15 protein-coding genes are annotated in these 15225 nt (G+C 52.0%); 6 read left to right on the top strand and 9 right to left on the bottom strand.

The window, feature by feature from the left end; all coding sequences use genetic code 11:
• Positions 1-281: 281 nt before the first annotated feature.
• From ACM615_RS05210 to ACM615_RS05200, 3 genes are all read left to right on the top strand, one after another.
• A complete protein-coding gene (locus ACM615_RS05210) occupies positions 282-1835 on the top strand; it encodes a peptide MFS transporter (protein ID WP_129639518.1) in 1554 nt (517 codons plus the stop codon).
• Positions 1836-2077: 242 nt separating this feature from the next.
• Positions 2078-3457 (top strand): glycoside-pentoside-hexuronide (GPH):cation symporter, encoded by a 1380-nt coding sequence (locus ACM615_RS05205; RefSeq protein ID WP_431011563.1) that lies wholly within the window; start codon positions 2078-2080, stop codon positions 3455-3457.
• A complete protein-coding gene (locus ACM615_RS05200) occupies positions 3454-5493 on the top strand; it encodes a glycoside hydrolase family 31 protein (protein WP_431011562.1) in 2040 nt (679 codons plus the stop codon). Before ACM615_RS05205 ends, ACM615_RS05200 begins: the two co-directional genes overlap by 4 nt.
• Positions 5494-5853: 360 nt before the next feature.
• Here the strand turns inward: ACM615_RS05200 and ACM615_RS05195 are convergent, their stop codons facing one another.
• Entirely contained in the window at positions 5854-6159 is a 306-nt protein-coding gene (locus ACM615_RS05195) for a hypothetical protein (RefSeq protein ID WP_431011561.1), read from the bottom strand.
• A gap of 85 nt (positions 6160-6244) precedes the next feature.
• Between ACM615_RS05195 and msrB the strand changes: the two genes are divergently transcribed.
• Both msrB and msrA read left to right on the top strand, forming a co-directional pair.
• Positions 6245-6751 (top strand): peptide-methionine (R)-S-oxide reductase MsrB, encoded by a 507-nt coding sequence (msrB, locus tag ACM615_RS05190; RefSeq protein WP_129639515.1) that lies wholly within the window; start codon positions 6245-6247, stop codon positions 6749-6751.
• An 18-nt stretch (positions 6752-6769) separates the two neighbouring features.
• Positions 6770-7507 carry a peptide-methionine (S)-S-oxide reductase MsrA gene (gene msrA, locus ACM615_RS05185; protein ID WP_132964722.1) on the top strand — a complete coding sequence of 246 codons (738 nt, stop codon included), beginning with the start codon at positions 6770-6772 and terminating at the stop codon, positions 7505-7507.
• An 81-nt stretch (positions 7508-7588) separates the two neighbouring features.
• On the opposite strand, the gene ACM615_RS05180 is transcribed toward msrA, so the two are convergent.
• From ACM615_RS05180 to ACM615_RS05155, 6 genes are all read right to left on the bottom strand, one after another.
• Positions 7589-7894 (bottom strand): hypothetical protein, encoded by a 306-nt coding sequence (locus ACM615_RS05180; RefSeq protein ID WP_113876641.1) that lies wholly within the window; start codon positions 7892-7894, stop codon positions 7589-7591.
• A 20-nt stretch (positions 7895-7914) separates the two neighbouring features.
• Positions 7915-9180, bottom strand: a complete 1266-nt coding sequence (locus ACM615_RS05175) for a PTS sugar transporter subunit IIC (protein ID WP_431011560.1) — start codon at positions 9178-9180, stop codon at positions 7915-7917.
• Positions 9181-9252: 72 nt separating this feature from the next.
• Positions 9253-9555, bottom strand: coding sequence for a PTS sugar transporter subunit IIB (locus tag ACM615_RS05170; protein WP_113876466.1), 303 nt, complete (start codon positions 9553-9555; stop codon positions 9253-9255).
• Between the two features lie 65 nt (positions 9556-9620).
• Positions 9621-10064 (bottom strand): PTS sugar transporter subunit IIA, encoded by a 444-nt coding sequence (locus tag ACM615_RS05165; RefSeq protein ID WP_113876465.1) that lies wholly within the window; start codon positions 10062-10064, stop codon positions 9621-9623.
• 206 nt (positions 10065-10270) lie between these two features.
• Entirely contained in the window at positions 10271-10867 is a 597-nt protein-coding gene (locus ACM615_RS05160) for an AAA family ATPase (RefSeq protein WP_431011559.1), read from the bottom strand.
• Positions 10860-11795, bottom strand: coding sequence for a tagatose-bisphosphate aldolase (locus tag ACM615_RS05155; RefSeq protein WP_119824137.1), 936 nt, complete (start codon positions 11793-11795; stop codon positions 10860-10862). The genes ACM615_RS05160 and ACM615_RS05155 overlap by 8 nt, the downstream gene beginning before the upstream one ends.
• Positions 11796-12028: 233 nt before the next feature.
• On the opposite strand from ACM615_RS05155, the gene ACM615_RS05150 reads away from it, so the two are divergent.
• Positions 12029-12961, top strand: coding sequence for a sugar-binding transcriptional regulator (locus ACM615_RS05150; protein ID WP_113876462.1), 933 nt, complete (start codon positions 12029-12031; stop codon positions 12959-12961).
• 110 nt (positions 12962-13071) lie between these two features.
• Here ACM615_RS05150 and ACM615_RS05145 read toward each other — a convergent pair whose 3' ends face one another.
• Together ACM615_RS05145 and ACM615_RS05140 are read right to left on the bottom strand one after the other, a co-directional pair.
• Positions 13072-14103 carry a methionine synthase gene (locus ACM615_RS05145; RefSeq protein ID WP_113876461.1) on the bottom strand — a complete coding sequence of 344 codons (1032 nt, stop codon included), beginning with the start codon at positions 14101-14103 and terminating at the stop codon, positions 13072-13074.
• Between the two features lie 30 nt (positions 14104-14133).
• Positions 14134-15117, bottom strand: a complete 984-nt coding sequence (locus ACM615_RS05140; RefSeq protein WP_431011558.1) for a DUF1852 domain-containing protein — start codon at positions 15115-15117, stop codon at positions 14134-14136.
• Positions 15118-15225 lie beyond the last annotated feature (108 nt).

The raw sequence follows: 15225 nt of genomic DNA, 5'->3' as shown, positions 1-15225 counted from the left end.
TTTAGGTAATCTCTAAGAAAATTCCTGAAATCAAGTAGTTAAAATTCTATTTCCCTGAAAACCCCCTTCTTTTTTCTCCTGAATAGTCCCACATTTTTGCCAACATAAACTCTGTAAAGGTAGACAGTTGTCGACTTTTCCTCTAAAAGTTCTGCAGTTCTCGCCAGACAAAACTAGTTTCTAATGGCAAATAATAATTTCTGAATGTTAAAGAGCGGCGAAATGATAACCGCCAGGCATTGAGATTTTACAAACACTACGACACACCTTTTGGAGAGTTTATGCATTCCTCTGATCACAAAAACGAGAGCCGGACGTTCTTCGGTCATCCTTATCCGCTGGGTTCTCTGTTCTTCACAGAAATGTGGGAGCGGTTCTCGTTTTACGGTATCCGTCCCTTACTGATCCTGTTCATGGCAGCGACGGTGTATGACGGCGGCATGGGACTGGCGCGTGAAAACGCATCGGCCATCGTCGGTATCTTTGCGGGCTGTATGTATCTCGCGGCGCTGCCGGGCGGATGGCTGGCAGATAACTGGCTTGGGCAACAACGTGCAGTCTGGTACGGCTCGATCCTGATTGCGCTGGGTCACCTGGCGATTGCCTTGTCGGCGTTTATGGGCGACAACCTGTTCTTCATCGGCCTGATGTTTATCGTGCTGGGTTCCGGCTTGTTCAAGACCTGTATCTCGGTCATGGTCGGCACGCTGTATAAGAAGGGCGACGCACGCCGTGACGGCGGTTTCTCGCTGTTCTATATGGGCATCAACATGGGGTCGTTTATCGCACCGCTGATTTCCGGCTGGCTGATAAAATCGCATGGCTGGCACTGGGGCTTTGGTATCGGTGGTATCGGTATGCTGGTGGCGCTGATTATCTTCCGCGTTTATGCCGTACCGGCAATGAAACGCTATGACAGCGAAGTCGGTCTGGATTCCACCTGGAACAATCCTGTCGCGAAGAAAAACGGCGTCGGTGCCTGGTTACTGGCGCTGGCCGTCGGCGTGGCTGTCGTTGTAACGCTGATTGCGCAGGGCGTGATTGTCATCAATCCGGTCGCTGTCGCCAGCGTGCTGGTTTATGTGATTGCGGCATCCGTCGCCCTGTACTTTATCTACCTGTTCCTGTTCGCCGGGCTTAACCGCAAAGAGCGCGCCAGACTGCTGGTTTGCTTTATCCTGCTGGTTTCCGCTGCGTTCTTCTGGTCTGCGTTCGAGCAAAAACCGACCTCGTTCAACCTGTTTGCGAATGACTACACCAACCGCATGATCGGCGATTTTGAAATCCCGGCGGTCTGGTTCCAGTCTGTCAATGCGTTGTTTATCATTCTGCTGGCACCGGTATTCAGCTGGGCGTGGCCGATGATGGCACGTAAAAACATCCGTCCGAGCAGCATCACCAAGTTCATTATCGGTATTTTGTGCGCAGCGGCAGGCTTTGGCCTGATGATGCTGGCGGCGCAGAACGTGCTGAACAGCGGCGGCGCAGGCGTTTCACCGTTCTGGCTGGTGGGCAGTATTCTGATGCTGACGCTTGGCGAGCTGTGTCTGAGCCCGATCGGTCTGGCGACCATGACATTGCTGGCACCGGAGAGAATGCGCGGTCAGATGATGGGGCTGTGGTTCTGTGCCAGTGCGCTGGGTAACCTGGCGGCGGGTCTGATCGGCGGTCACGTGAAAGCCGATCAGCTGGATATGCTGCCTGATCTCTTTGCGCGTTGTTCCATCGCGTTGCTTATCTGTGCTGCCGTATTGTTCGTGCTGATTATTCCGGTACGCAGAATGCTGGAAAACGCACAGGCCAGTTCAGAACAGAAACCTGTCACTCACGCCTGACGGGAAATGATGTGATTATCGACCCGTAACCGGTCGGTGCAGTAACAGAAATGAGGTGGTCTTCGGACTGCCTCATTTTTTTTTGATCATATCCATGTTACCGGTATCACATTAATCAAAAAACATAAGAAATTTATAACATCTCGCAATTGTGACGGCCTTTTAACCATTCTATAACAAGTCCTCGGGCCACGGACGGACTGACTTTTTTGTGTTTAACCCTACAAAAGGCAGGACGAAAAATGACGGCGAAGTTATCCGTAAAAGAAAAAATCAGCTACGGTCTGGGAGATATGGCGAGCCATATTGGCCTGGATAACGTGATTATATTTTTGACGTTTTATTACACCGATGTTGTGGGATTACCGGCGGTTTTCGTCGGGACAATGTTTCTGGTCGCACGCGTCGCGGATGCGATTGTTGACCCCGCAATGGGGCTGATTGCCGACCGCACGCAAACCCGTTTTGGCAAGTTCCGCCCCTATATTCTCTGGCTCGCGCTGCCATTTGGTGCCAGTTGTTTACTGGTTTATGCGGTGCCGGAATCGCTGTCTTTGGGCGGCAAAATGGTTTATGCCAGCGTCACGTATTGCGTGATGATGCTGATGTATACCGCCATCAACATTCCTTACTGCTCGATGGGGGCGATCATTACGCCCGATAATACCCAGCGTATTTCTCTGCAATCCTACCGCTTTTTCCTCGCCACGCTCGGCGGCGCGATGTCCACGTTCCTGATGATGCCGCTGGCAGAAATGATGGGCGGCGGCAATAAACTCGACGGCTATTTCGGCGCGATGGCCATCATGGCGTCGATTGCCGTGGTGATGTTCCTGCTGTGTTTTCTCAATACGAAAGAACGTATCAGCGCACCGCCAACGCACGAGAATTTCCTCTCCGATCTGCGCGATTTAGTACGAAACGATCAGTGGCGTGTGGTCGCGGCCCTGATCTTCTTCAACATCTCATTCGGCGTCGTCCGCCTTGGCGCGATGATGTATTACGTCACTTATTATCTTGGCAATGCCAGCTACTTTATGTGGCTGCTGGCGGCGCACATTATCGGTAAAAGTCTAGGCAGTTTGATGGTCAAACCGCTGACCCGCAACCGCAGCAAACTGGCGGCGTTTACGCTGTGCGCCATTCTGACCGGCTTGCTGAGCATGGCGATATTCTTCGTTCCGGCGTGGATTTCCCTGCTGGTCGGCATGACGTTGCTGGTGTCCACGTTCTATCAGGTCACGACCACGCTGATGTGGGTGATGATGTCCGACGTGGTGGATTACGGCGAATACAAACAGGGCAAACGCATGGACGGCACGGTGTTCTCGACCTTGCTGGCGATCCTCAAAATGGGGATGGCGGTGAGCGGGGCAGTCGTTGGCTGGACCCTCGGCATGAGCGGTTACGTGCCACACGCCGCGCAACAAAATACCGCCGCGATGCTGTCAATTATCGCGCTGTTCTCACTGGTGCCGGGCGTGTTGTCGATGTTCAGCGCGCTGTCGATGCGCTGGTACAAGCTTAACGACGCGACCATGAAACAGATTAACCAGTCCAAAATTTCACGGGAACACGAGCCTGTCCCTCAGGCCACCTTGCATACACAGGAGTCCGCATGAGCGAATTAATCGCCGAAAAAAACCGTATCCTCTGGCATTTCGATCAGCAAACGCTGGTGATTGAACCCTGGGGTGAAAACAGCCTGCGCGTGCGTGCTACCTGCCGGCCTGAACTGAATGAACATCTTTGGGCGCTGCTGCCGCAAACCGAACAGCCGCAAACTGACATCAGCCGTGGCATGGAAACGCTGAGCATCCGCAACGGCAACATAACGGCGACGGTCAATATAAAAGGGCAGCTGGCATTTTATAACCAGCGCGGTGAGCTGATCCTCGAGGAGTTTTGGCGTCAGCGTTCGACGGTCGGTATCGGCGCGACGGAGAAAAGTCAGGACAAATACATCAGTGCGCTGAAAATGGATGCGCGCGAATTTAAGGCTATTCCCGGCGGCAAGCATCAGCTCACCGTGCGTTTTGAGTCGCGCTCCGACGAGAAAATCTACGGCATGGGGCAATATCAGCAAAGCTGTCTGGATCTGAAAGGCTGCACGCTGGAACTGGCGCAGCGCAACTCGCAGGCCAGCGTACCCTTTATGCTCTCGAGCCTTGGCTACGGGATGCTGTGGAATAATCCGGCAATTGGCGAGGCGACGTTCGGCAAGAACATTACCCGCTGGGAAGCGCAGGTTACAGAGCAGATGGATTACTGGATAACCGCCGGTGATACGCCGGCTGACATCATGCATCAGTACGGTTGCGCGACCGGTACTGCGCCGTTAATGCCGGAATACGCCACCGGTTTCTGGCAGTGTAAATTGCGTTACCGCACGCAGCAGGAAGTGCTGGAAGTGGCGCGTGAATACAAGCGCCGTCACCTGCCGATTTCAGTGATTGTGATCGACTTCTTCCACTGGCCGAATCAGGGCACCTGGTGTTTTGACCCGGTGGACTGGCCGGATCCGAAAGCGATGGTCGCGGAACTGAAATCGCTGGGCATCGAAACGATGGTCTCGGTCTGGCCGACGGTGGACAGCCGCACCGATAACTACAAAGAGATGAAATCCAAAGGTTATCTGGTGAATACCGACCGTGGCGTGTCAGTGAATCTGGATTTCCTCGGCAACTGCACGTTCTTCGATGCGACCCATCCAGGCGCACGTCAGTTTGTCTGGGAAAAAGTGAAGCAAAACTATTACGACCTGGGGATCCGCACCTTCTGGCTGGACGAAGCCGAGCCGGAATACCGCGCCTATGATTTTGATAACTATCGTTATCACCTCGGGCCTGTGCTGGAAGTCGGCAATATCTATCCGCAGAAATTTGCCCAAGGTTTTTACGACGGCCTGCAACAGGAAGGCGAGCACGAAATCGTCAATCTGGTGCGCTGTGCCTGGGCGGGAAGCCAGCGTTACGGCGTGCTGGCGTGGTCCGGCGATATCCATTCCTCCTTCCACGCGCTGCGCAATCAGATTGCCGCCGGACTGAACATGGGACTGGCGGGTATCCCGTGGTGGACGACAGATATCGGCGGTTTCCAGGGCGGCAACGTCAACGATCCGGCGTTTCAGGAACTGCTGATCCGCTGGTTCCAGTGGGGTGTATTCTGTCCTGTGATGCGTCTGCACGGTTACCGCGAACCACAAATCCAGCCATCAGAGCCGTGGCGTGACGGCATCGCCCAATGCAACAGCGGGGCGCCGAATGAAGTGTGGAGCTACGGCGAAGAGAATTACCAGCTGATGAAAAGCGGCCTGTTCCTGCGCGAAAAACTGCGTCCTTACATCAGCCGCGTCATGCAGCAAGCCCACGAAAATGGCGATCCGGCGATGCGCACGATGTTCTACCAGTATCCGCATCAGCCCGAAAGCTGGCAGGTTGAAGACCAGTACATGCTTGGCGCCGACATTCTGGTTGCGCCGGTCCTCTACGCGGGTCAGCGGGAGAGGGAAGTGTGGTTACCGGCGGGAGAGACGTGGGTGGCGCTGAATGGGGAACGCTATGAAGGTGGAAGGGCGGTTACGGTCGCCGCGCCAATGAGTGAAATCCCGGTGTTTATCCGCGGTGGCGCGGATGCCAGTGCTAAGGCGATCTTATAAAAATAGTAAGGTGACAGTTTCGGTTGCAGATGGCCGCTGCAATGGGCGGCTGTTTAGAACAGTAAGGTAACAGTTTCGGTTTCTCACGTGCGGTGACTGCTTAACGCGCTGCGCCGAAACCGCCCAAGAGAGGGAAGTGCTTTCCCTCTCTTGGATCTCTCCCCGCTTTTTTACTGCGCGCTCCGCTTGCTGGCTATGTTTCAGTTAACACAGTGATAGCCGCAAAATCCCGCCGCTGCGCGGTGCCCTCCGTTCGGGTTACAACCCGCGCAAACTACCGCGCGGTTTTACACCTCTCCTCCGGCGTGATTTTGGAACCGGCCTCAGGTTTATACTTGACAACCTCACATTTTTTATCTTTTAAAATGCTGCGGGCGATTCAGAAATCTTGCTGAACGGAGCGGCCTGAAGACCAGAGGCTTCAGGACCGAGTGAAGGCACCGCAACGCGGCAAGATTTCCAGCCTGTCGCTGCGGCGACTGAAACATAGCCAGCAAGCGGAGCGCGCAGTTTAAGGCGTGGAGATTCCAAAGAGGGCTCGTCATAGCCCTCTTTGGTCGGTTTCGGCGGCAATTGCTGAGCAGTCACCGCACGTGAGAAACCGAAACTACCTAATCCCAGCTTTACCCGAGCCCCGCAGTGCAACTGCCATCCCCCATTTATCACAAAACTGTTAACTCTCCGCGAGGATTCCGTAATCCCTCCCCTTGTAGTCTGATGCCATCGACAACAACCGGCACGGTGGCAAAAAATGATTAACAGACGCAATTTCCTGCTGGGCAGCAGTGCGGTTTCTGCGGTCGCTGTCATGGGGCTGATCCCGTCTTTTTTCCCGCGTAAAGCGGATGCCCAGGCGAAAGCCGAAAAGTTTGAATTTACCCTGACCGATGAGCAGTGGCATCAGAAGCTCAACGATGATCAGTACCACATTTTGCGCGAGGCGGGCACCGAACGGCCTTATTCCAGCCCGCTGAATAACGAACATCGGGCGGGCGAGTTTGCCTGTGCGGGTTGCAATCTTCCTCTCTTTTCCTCTGCGACCAAATTCGACAGCCATACAGGCTGGCCGAGTTTCTGGAAGCCGTTACCCAATGCCGCGCTGACCAGCCGGGATACCTCGTTTGGCATGGTGCGCGATGAGGTGCATTGCCGCCGCTGCGGCGGGCATCTGGGACACGTATTTGATGACGGCCCGCAGCCAACCGGCCTGCGTTATTGCATGAACGGGCTGGCGATGACGTTCACTCCGAAAGCTTAATCAGTCAGGACATTCATAATGAAAAATGCATCCAAAAAAGTGCGCAGCTTGCGAAATTACAGCCTGATCGCCGGACTGGTGCTGGCTTCAGCCTTTGCCTTTCAAAATAACGCCTGGTCGTGGGGCGGTGGCGCAGAACCGGCGGTGGTGATCCCGGCACCGGCAAAAGATGAGCCTGCGGGAACGTCGCACAGCGAGACGGCGCTGTTTGCCGGTGGCTGTTTCTGGGGGATTCAGGGCGTGTTTCAGCATGTGAAAGGCGTGACCAGCGCGGTGTCGGGTTATGCCGGAGGCGAGGCACAAACGGCGAGTTATGAACAGGTGAGCAACGGCGATACCGGCCACGCAGAATCCGTCAAAGTCACGTTTGACCCGACGCAGGTGAGTTACGGTGAACTGCTGCATATTTTCTTCTCAGTGGGACATAACCCGACGGAACTGAACCGTCAGGGGCCGGACACCGGCAGTCAGTATCGTTCGGCGGTTTTCCCGCTCAATCAGGCGCAGGCCGACGTGGCGAAAGCGTACATTGCCCAGCTCGATGCCAGCCACAGTTACAGCGAACCGCTGGTGACGAAAGTGGAAAACAATGCACACTTTTATCCGGCTGAGGCTTATCACCAAAACTTCTTAAACGATAACCCGGACTATCCGTACATTGTGGTGAACGATCTGCCGAAAATAAAAGATTTGAAACAGCATTTCCCGGCCGATTATAGCGAACAGCCGGTGCTGGTGAAGGGCGTTAACCCCTAGGAAAAAATAAAGAAGCCGCGGCGTTATCCGCGGCGGCTTCTTAAGGGGTTAACTGAACAGATTATCCGGATTTACCGTGGCTTAAAATCCGTAACGGATAGCATCTTTACTTTGCTGCATCAGCGCATCAATTTTTTCTGAATAGGCTTCCAGCCCTTTGCCGTCACCGGCCTCTGAGCACTGACGACGCCGCGCGTTGTAGGCTTTCATCAACTGTGCTTGTGCAAATCCCGGTTTGCCGTAACAGGCCATGCTTTGCTCCCAGCAGGCAATTGCGGCATCCAGATCCTGCTGCTCCTGATACTGTTTTCCCAGCTCGTTAAGCGCTTTCGCCGACTCCTGAGGCGGCAGTTGCTGCGCTAAAATTTGCTCAATACGAGTGTCCATAATCATGACCTCCGGCTCGCTTAATGGAAGAAGTTAAGGATATGACCAAATACCAGCCCGACGCTGATGACGTCCGAATCACTGAAAGTCACGTTCGAGAAACCGAACTTGCCGAGCAGTGGGAGTAAAAGAGCCGGCAGCAAAGTGATAAACAGGCCGTGGAAAATCCCGCCGATAATCGCGCCGCGACGCCCGCCGACGGCGTTACCGAAGATGCCCGCCGTGCCGCCCGCGAAGAAGTTGGTCAGCATGCCCGGTAAGATCATCGCCAGTCCGAGGCTCGGGAACAGGAACATGCCGATGACGGAACCGATGGTGGTCGAGATAAAGCCGATAATGACCGCGTTCGGGGCATAGGGGAAAAGCACCGGACAGTCGAGCGCCGGAATGGCGTTCGGCACAATACGCAGGGCGATACCGCGGAAAGCCGGGACGATTTCCGCCAGCAGCAGGCGGACACCTGACAGCAGCACGTAAACGCCGACCACAAACTGAATGGATTGCAGGAACGAATAGACCAGATAGTTAACGCTGCTGGCATAAGGCGCGATGACTTCTGGGCCTGCTGCAATTGCCGGGATCAGGTAAATCGGGATCATCACCACCATCATCGACAGATAGGTGTCTTGCAGGAAAGAGAAGGATTGCGGCAGCTCGAAGTCTTCGGTGCTTTTACTGACATCGCCGGTAAGTTTCGCCACACCGGCCTGCACGATATAGCCGATAGTGCAGAAATGGCCGAGTGCAATGTCATCGGAGCCGGTAATTTTGCGCACAATCGGCTGAGCCAGCACCGGCATCCCGACGGCCATTACACCGGCAATAATCCCGCCGGTCAGGATAAGCTCGGTACCGCGCAGACCGCCCATGTAGCCGATGACGGAACAGACCGTGGCCATCCACAGCGACGCCTGTCCGGTGAGGAAGATATATTTGAATCGGGTCAGGCGGGCAATCAGGATATTGACGATAAACGCCAGTACCATAATTAATGCCGTTTCACGCCCGAGAGTTTGCTGTGCGATACCGGCAATCGAACCGACGTCGGTAACAATCCCGCGCATATGAAATCCTTTCTGGAATATTTCACCCAGAAAGGTCAGGGTATTAACAATTATGCTGGCACCCGAAAGCAGAACCAAAAAGCCCAGAAGCGTTTTTAATGTACCGGTAATAACTTGTCCGGTGCTTTTCTTTAATGCGATCAGGCCAATCATGGCGATCAGTGATATTAATATTGATGCCTGGCCTAATACATCATTGACAATAAAGTGAAGGAAAGACATAAGCGTCCCCTGTAGAGTTCACGGTAATTGTTCTGTCGATTTATAAGTGTTTTTAATTTAAATAATAATTTATTAAATGGCCAGATGTCCCATTTCCTGAAGGATAGGAGTCAGCTTGGTCTTTATTTCATTTTTATCAACCAGACGCTTCAGATAAATAATGTTGGCGTTGATTGTATAATGCTGGAATTGCGATCTGAAGTTTTCGCCGGTCATAATAATGTCGGCTCTCGATGACGTGGCACTGGAAATATCACAATGTGATAAATCGGCTTCCACACCCAAATCTTTTAACGCTGCTTCGATACTCATTTCACAGGCAAAACTGCTGCCCAGACCCGCACCGCATACCGCCAGGATTGATAGCTTTTTCATCATTTTTCCTTACGTTCTTTGTAGGTGTTCATAAAGGGTTATGTTTATCTCTTTTCACTTCACGTTTAAAACTGCCGGATGATATCTAATGCTTCCTGTCTGTTTTTACTGCGTTTTAACCGCTCTGCCGCCTCGTCATCACAGAACAGATGGGAAAGGCTGGCAATCATTTCTATGTGCGAATGGCTGTCCACAGCGGCCAGCGCGAAGATGACGTAAACCGGATCGTTATCTTCACTGCCGAACTCAACGCCTTCTGAAACAATCACCAGGGACAGTGCCGTATGGTTAACCCCTTCTTCTGGCCGGGCGTGTGGCATTGCTATACCTTCGCCCAAAACATAATAAGGCCCGATTTCCCGGTGCATATCATATATAGCCTGAAGATAACGGTTTTCCGCTGCGCCCGAATCAATTAACGGTTGCACGGCAAATGCCACTGCACTTTTCCAGTCTTCTATTTTACTGATGATTTGCGTGTTATTTTCATTAATCCAGTCGCTTAACATAATGCCTCTTCATAAGAGTAGGGTATTTTCTCAGTATGATATTTAATTAAAATAAAAACTGTGATCTATCCAGTCCTGTTAGCCATCAATGAAAGATAATAATTTCAGGCGACCTGAAAGAATGAATGATAGCAGAGGTTTAACAACGTCCTGATATCAGAATTAACTTACTTTTTCGGTAAACGAATATTTCCTCTGGTCAGCTTTCATTGAATTTGTGTGTCGAATGAATTCATTATCCACTGATGAATATCAACAATATTTACAGGCTTATTTCGTTCAATAACATTCTGATCAACAGAATAAACTGGTCCTGATGTTATTGGCCGTGCATTTCCTGCAAGAATTTTTAATTCGGGAATATATTCTGCCCCGACATGTCCCGGTAAACGTTCGCCCAGTCGTGAGGCAAAACGTCCGGCAACCAGTTCAGCATCAATCTGGCACCAGATTTCCACGACCTGCGTGACGCCCGCCCGTTGCAGATAATCCTGCAAGACTTCCTGGGGCTGAAAACCAAACCACGCATCGACAATAAAAGTGCTGCCCTGTGGTGCGCCGCCGATGATGTCCCAGATAACCTGATAGCTTGCCAGCCCAAGTACGCGGTTAAAAGGGCGGTCAACGTTCTCTAATCGCTGAAGAAAAGGATTTTTAATGCCATCAAGCGACAGTTGCAGCCAGCCGCTGTGTGCAGAAAGCTCAACAGCGAGCCGGCTTTTACCTGACGCCGGGATCCCGTTCACCAGGATAACGCGTTTGCTGGTAAAGCCATTTCGTGAGGCGCTTCTGTTATCAGACATGTTCCACCTGTTGTGTTTGGTTATGTGCCGGTGCATGGAAATACTGCTGAATGACAGCCTGCAACTCGTTCAGACGCGGTACTGCCAGCGATTCCAGACGGGATTTCGTTGCGTTGCGATCCAGCGAAATGCAGTCTTTCCACAATGAACGGCCTGCGATAACGCCTGACGCGCCCTCACTCATGGCATCTGCTACTTGTTTGAGGAAAGTGGAATGGTCAACGCCCGCTGAAAGCACCGCCCAGGGCACGACCCCTGCAAGTTTGGTGATGTCAGCACAGGCTTGTTTCGAGCCCGGATAAGGGAGTTTTAGCACTTTCGCGCCGCATTCCAGGCAAATCTTCGTGCCGCCATAAATCAGTGACGGGACTTTTTCTTTATATTCTTCCTCGGTTTCGTTGTCGAGTTTATAGGTCAAAAACTCCACCACCAGCAGCAGGTCTTCGCGGGCGAAGTCCTCAATACACTGACGCAGAATATCAATGTTATGTCGGTTAGCAGCTTCCTGATCGGAGCGCAGATAGACCATGATTTTACCACCGGTCGCCCCCAGTTCACGTACGCGGCGTGCATCTACGTTAGCGACCAGGCGTGACAGACGATAACCTTCCGGCGAATTATCCCAGCCAGAAGCATCAAGGCCAATGAGCAGCGCGGTGTCGCGGGCAATAATCCCGTTATCCACCAGTTGCGGGACGGCGCAAACCGGATCGACCAACACACAGGAGGCTTTACTGGCGAGATATTGGGTGATGTCGGCTTTGATAAGCCCGAGTTCGTGCTCAGAAATGGCGGATTGTTGTTGCGGGTCGCTGGCGAGCAGGCTGCGCATGGCGCCACGCTGGTCACAGGCGATCACCAGCATCGCACCGTTCTTGCCGCAAATCTGCTGATAACTGCGTAATTCTGAAGTAGACATTTTTGACATGGAACTCTCCTTTGCGTGAAATTTATTACAGATGAAAAAATCTCGATTACACTGGACGTTCTGTCTTTGCCCCCTGACGAAAAGGGGCGGAAAATCGCGTAACACGCCGTTTTACTAGGGTTGAGGCCCGATCCGGCACATTGCATTTTTACAGGTGTTGCGCAATAATCCCTCAATCGACGATTTGAGTGTAATTCATTACTGAAAGGAATTTCAAGCTGAAAGAGCCAATTTTGCAAGATATTGCAGCAACGCGTGCCATGATGCATCTGGTGGCGAAGCTGCATTACGAGTCTGATATGTCTCAGGTGGAGATTGCACGCAAGCTGGATGTGTCGACGGCAACCATTTCCCGGTTGCTGAATAAAGCCCGTGCGGCAGGGATTGTGCGCATCGAAGTGGTGGGTTTATCGTCGCCGGAAGACATGACAACTGACCTGATGAAACGCCTCGGACTCAGACACGCTTATGTGGTGGATGCGCCACCGGGCAACGTGCTGGGCGCGTTGGCGACACCGCTGGCTTCTTTGTTACAGGAAGCCGGTTTAGGTGCCGGATCAGTGCTCGGTATCGGCTGGGGAAGGGCCGTGCGGGAAGTGACGCTGGCGGGTATGCCGCGTCTGCCGGGCATTATGACCGTCGCGCTCAACGGGGGTATGCAACAATCGGCCCCGCATTTCCAGATAACCGAGTTCGTGCGTCGTGCGGCAGAACAGATGGAAGGCACGCCGTATTTTCTGCACGCCCCTTATCTTTCATCGGCGGAATTGCGTGATGCGTTTCTCGCAGACCCGAGTGTGCAGGAAATTATTTCACTGTGGGATCGGCTCGATGCGGCGATTGTCGGTGTAGGCCTGACGCATACCCCTAAACCGAGTGAATCCACCACGGCAACACCGGGTGAGCAGGCGCTGAGTGATGCAGCGGGGGATGTGCTGCGTCATTACTTCACCGAATCTGGCGATTTACTGCATTGGGAAGGGGAAGAAAGAATGATTGCCGCCTCGGCAGAACAGCTGCGCAAAACGCCGCTAACCATTGGTGTGGCCGCCACCCCCGAAAAAGCCGCGGGGATTATTGGCGCAGTGCGCTCAGGAATGATCAATTCGCTGGTGACAGATGTGAATACTGCCCAGGCGATTCTGGACAAATTGCCGGTGTCCTGAGTTAAAAGAAAATTAAACGGAGGGGAGCGATAGCGGGGTAGTGAGTTGGCGACCGTTTTGATCGCTCAACTCAGACTATGTTCTTTTCAGCTTTGTGCTGGCTGACCACGTTATTTCGCCAGCAGTTCCTTACGCACGATTTCAGCACCGGCGCTTAACGCATCCAGCTTGCCGCGTGCCACGCCACGCGGTAACGGGATCATGCCGCAGTTAGTGCACGGATAAAGTTTGTCGGCGTCGACAAATTGCAGCGCTTTACGCAGCGTTGCGGCAACTTCTTCCGGTGTTTCGATAGTATTGGTGGCTACGTCGATAGCACCAACCATCACTTTTTTACCGCGGATCAGCTCCATCAGCTCCATCGGAACATGCGAGTGATGGCATTCCAGCGAGATAATATCGATATTAGATTTTTGCAGTTTCGGGAAGATCTCTTCGTACTGTCTCCACTCTGTGCCCAGCGTTTTCTTCCAGTCGGTGTTGGCTTTGATGCCGTAGCCGTAGCAGATGTGGACAGCCGTTTCGCACTTCAGCCCTTCGATAGCTCTTTCTAACGTGGCAATGCCCCAGTCATTAACTTCGTCGAAGAACACGTTGAAGGCCGGTTCATCGAACTGGATGATATCGACGCCCGCTGCCTCTAATTCTTTGGCTTCTTCATTGAGAATTTTAGCGAATTCCCAGGCGAGTTTTTCACGGCTTTTATAGTGATTGTCATAGAGCGTGTCGATCATGGTCATCGGTCCCGGCAGGGCCCATTTGATCGGCTGCGTGGTTTGCTTACGTAAAAACTTCGCATCTTCGACAAAAACGGACTTCTTGCGGCTCACCGGCCCGACAACGGTTGGCACACTTGCTTCATAGCGGTTGCGGATCTTGACGATTTCACGCTTCTCGAAATCCACGCCTTCGAGATGCTCGATAAATGTGGTGACAAAATGCTGACGCGTTTGCTCGCCATCGCTGACGATATCAATACCGGCCTGTTGTTGATCTTCCAGACATAAACGCAGCGCATCGAGTTTCCCGTCAACTAATTCCTGACCTTCCAGTTTCCACGGCGACCAGAGTGTTTCTGGCTGCGCAATCCAGGAGGGCTTCGGTAAACTGCCCGCAGTCGATGTCGGTAATAATTTTTTCATCACAGGTGACCTTATATTTTTTTGGGTAAATCAGAGAACGGGTTCAGCAGACCATTGTTTAAGAACGGTTTGGTAAGGTTTAATAAATTGCTCTTCAGTAAACCTCCCCTGTTCAACAGCCAGCTGACTACGTTCTTCCCGGTCATAAACAATCCGGGTTAATGAATAATCCTGGAAATTCAAACTCGGCTGATACTGTTTTCCCGCCGGTGAATTCGCGTTGTAAATTTCAGGGCGATAAATCTTCTGGAATGTTTCCATGGTGCTGATGGTGCTGATCAGCTCAAGATTGGTGTAATCACTTAGCAAATCGCCACTGAAGTAAAACGCCAGCGGCGCAACGCTGTTTTCAGGCATGAAGTAGCGGGCACGCAGTCCCATTTTGGCGAAATATTCATCCGTCAGGGAAGGCTCATCCTGCTGATATTCGATGCCTAAAACAGGATGTTGATTGCCGGTACGGTAATAGGTGTTTTTACTTGAAACGCTCAGGCAGATAACCGGTGTCTTATTAAAATACTGTTTGTAGGTATCTGAAGTAATAAAACGCTTAAAGATATCACCGTGTAATACGCCAAAATTCTCCGGAAGGCTGAATCCGGCTTTGTCCTTATTATGCTCAGGTAGCACAACGCTGAAATCATAATCACGAACATAAGAGGAAAAATTATTTCCCAGAATGCCTTCAAAGCGTTCGTTGGTTTTTTTATCGACGATATTGGTTTTTAATATTTCAATCACCGGGAAGGTGTCGGATTTTCCTTCACTACTGATATTCAACTGAGCGGTGATGATGTCCAGTTCAACCGCGTAGCGGTCACTGGTTGGGTTGTCCCAGTGTGCCAGAGAATTGAAGCGATTATTGATCATCACTAAAGTGTTGCGCAGGTTTTCCTGACGTTTTTCGCCCCTCGCCAGATTGGCAAAGTTAGTCGTAATACGCGTATTTTCCGAGGGGTTATAATCTTCGTCGAAACGAATGCTCTTAATAGTGAATGTAATTTCTTTTTTCATTTTTATCAGGTGTCCCGGCTGCTGAAAAACCTACATTATTTCAGTAGTCTTCATATTTTAAGGGTGAATCGCGATGACTCTTTTATGCCTGAGTCATTGAGTGAAAAA

The sequence above is a fragment of the Rahnella sp. PAMC25617 genome, assembly GCF_050606005.1.
GTDB lineage: Bacteria > Pseudomonadota > Gammaproteobacteria > Enterobacterales > Enterobacteriaceae > Rahnella > Rahnella variigena.
The sequence above is the reverse complement of the archived record's forward strand: the minus strand, read 5'-3'. Positions and strand labels throughout refer to the sequence as shown.

Excerpts from the sequence above, each read along its gene's own strand:
- ACM615_RS05210 (WP_129639518.1), top strand. The coding sequence starts at position 282 with ATGCATTCCTCTGATCACAAAAACGAGAGCCGGACGTTCTTCGGTCAT.
- ACM615_RS05205 (WP_431011563.1), top strand. The coding sequence starts at position 2,078 with ATGACGGCGAAGTTATCCGTAAAAGAAAAAATCAGCTACGGTCTGGGA.
- ACM615_RS05200 (WP_431011562.1), top strand. The coding sequence starts at position 3,454 with ATGAGCGAATTAATCGCCGAAAAAAACCGTATCCTCTGGCATTTCGAT.
- msrB (WP_129639515.1), top strand. The coding sequence starts at position 6,245 with ATGATTAACAGACGCAATTTCCTGCTGGGCAGCAGTGCGGTTTCTGCG.
- msrA (WP_132964722.1), top strand. The coding sequence starts at position 6,770 with ATGAAAAATGCATCCAAAAAAGTGCGCAGCTTGCGAAATTACAGCCTG.
- ACM615_RS05180 (WP_113876641.1), bottom strand. The coding sequence starts at position 7,894 with ATGGACACTCGTATTGAGCAAATTTTAGCGCAGCAACTGCCGCCTCAG.
- ACM615_RS05175 (WP_431011560.1), bottom strand. The coding sequence starts at position 9,180 with ATGTCTTTCCTTCACTTTATTGTCAATGATGTATTAGGCCAGGCATCA.
- ACM615_RS05170 (WP_113876466.1), bottom strand. The coding sequence starts at position 9,555 with ATGAAAAAGCTATCAATCCTGGCGGTATGCGGTGCGGGTCTGGGCAGC.
- ACM615_RS05165 (WP_113876465.1), bottom strand. The coding sequence starts at position 10,064 with ATGTTAAGCGACTGGATTAATGAAAATAACACGCAAATCATCAGTAAA.
- ACM615_RS05160 (WP_431011559.1), bottom strand. The coding sequence starts at position 10,867 with ATGTCTGATAACAGAAGCGCCTCACGAAATGGCTTTACCAGCAAACGC.
- ACM615_RS05155 (WP_119824137.1), bottom strand. The coding sequence starts at position 11,795 with ATGTCAAAAATGTCTACTTCAGAATTACGCAGTTATCAGCAGATTTGC.
- ACM615_RS05145 (WP_113876461.1), bottom strand. The coding sequence starts at position 14,103 with ATGAAAAAATTATTACCGACATCGACTGCGGGCAGTTTACCGAAGCCC.
- ACM615_RS05140 (WP_431011558.1), bottom strand. The coding sequence starts at position 15,117 with ATGAAAAAAGAAATTACATTCACTATTAAGAGCATTCGTTTCGACGAA.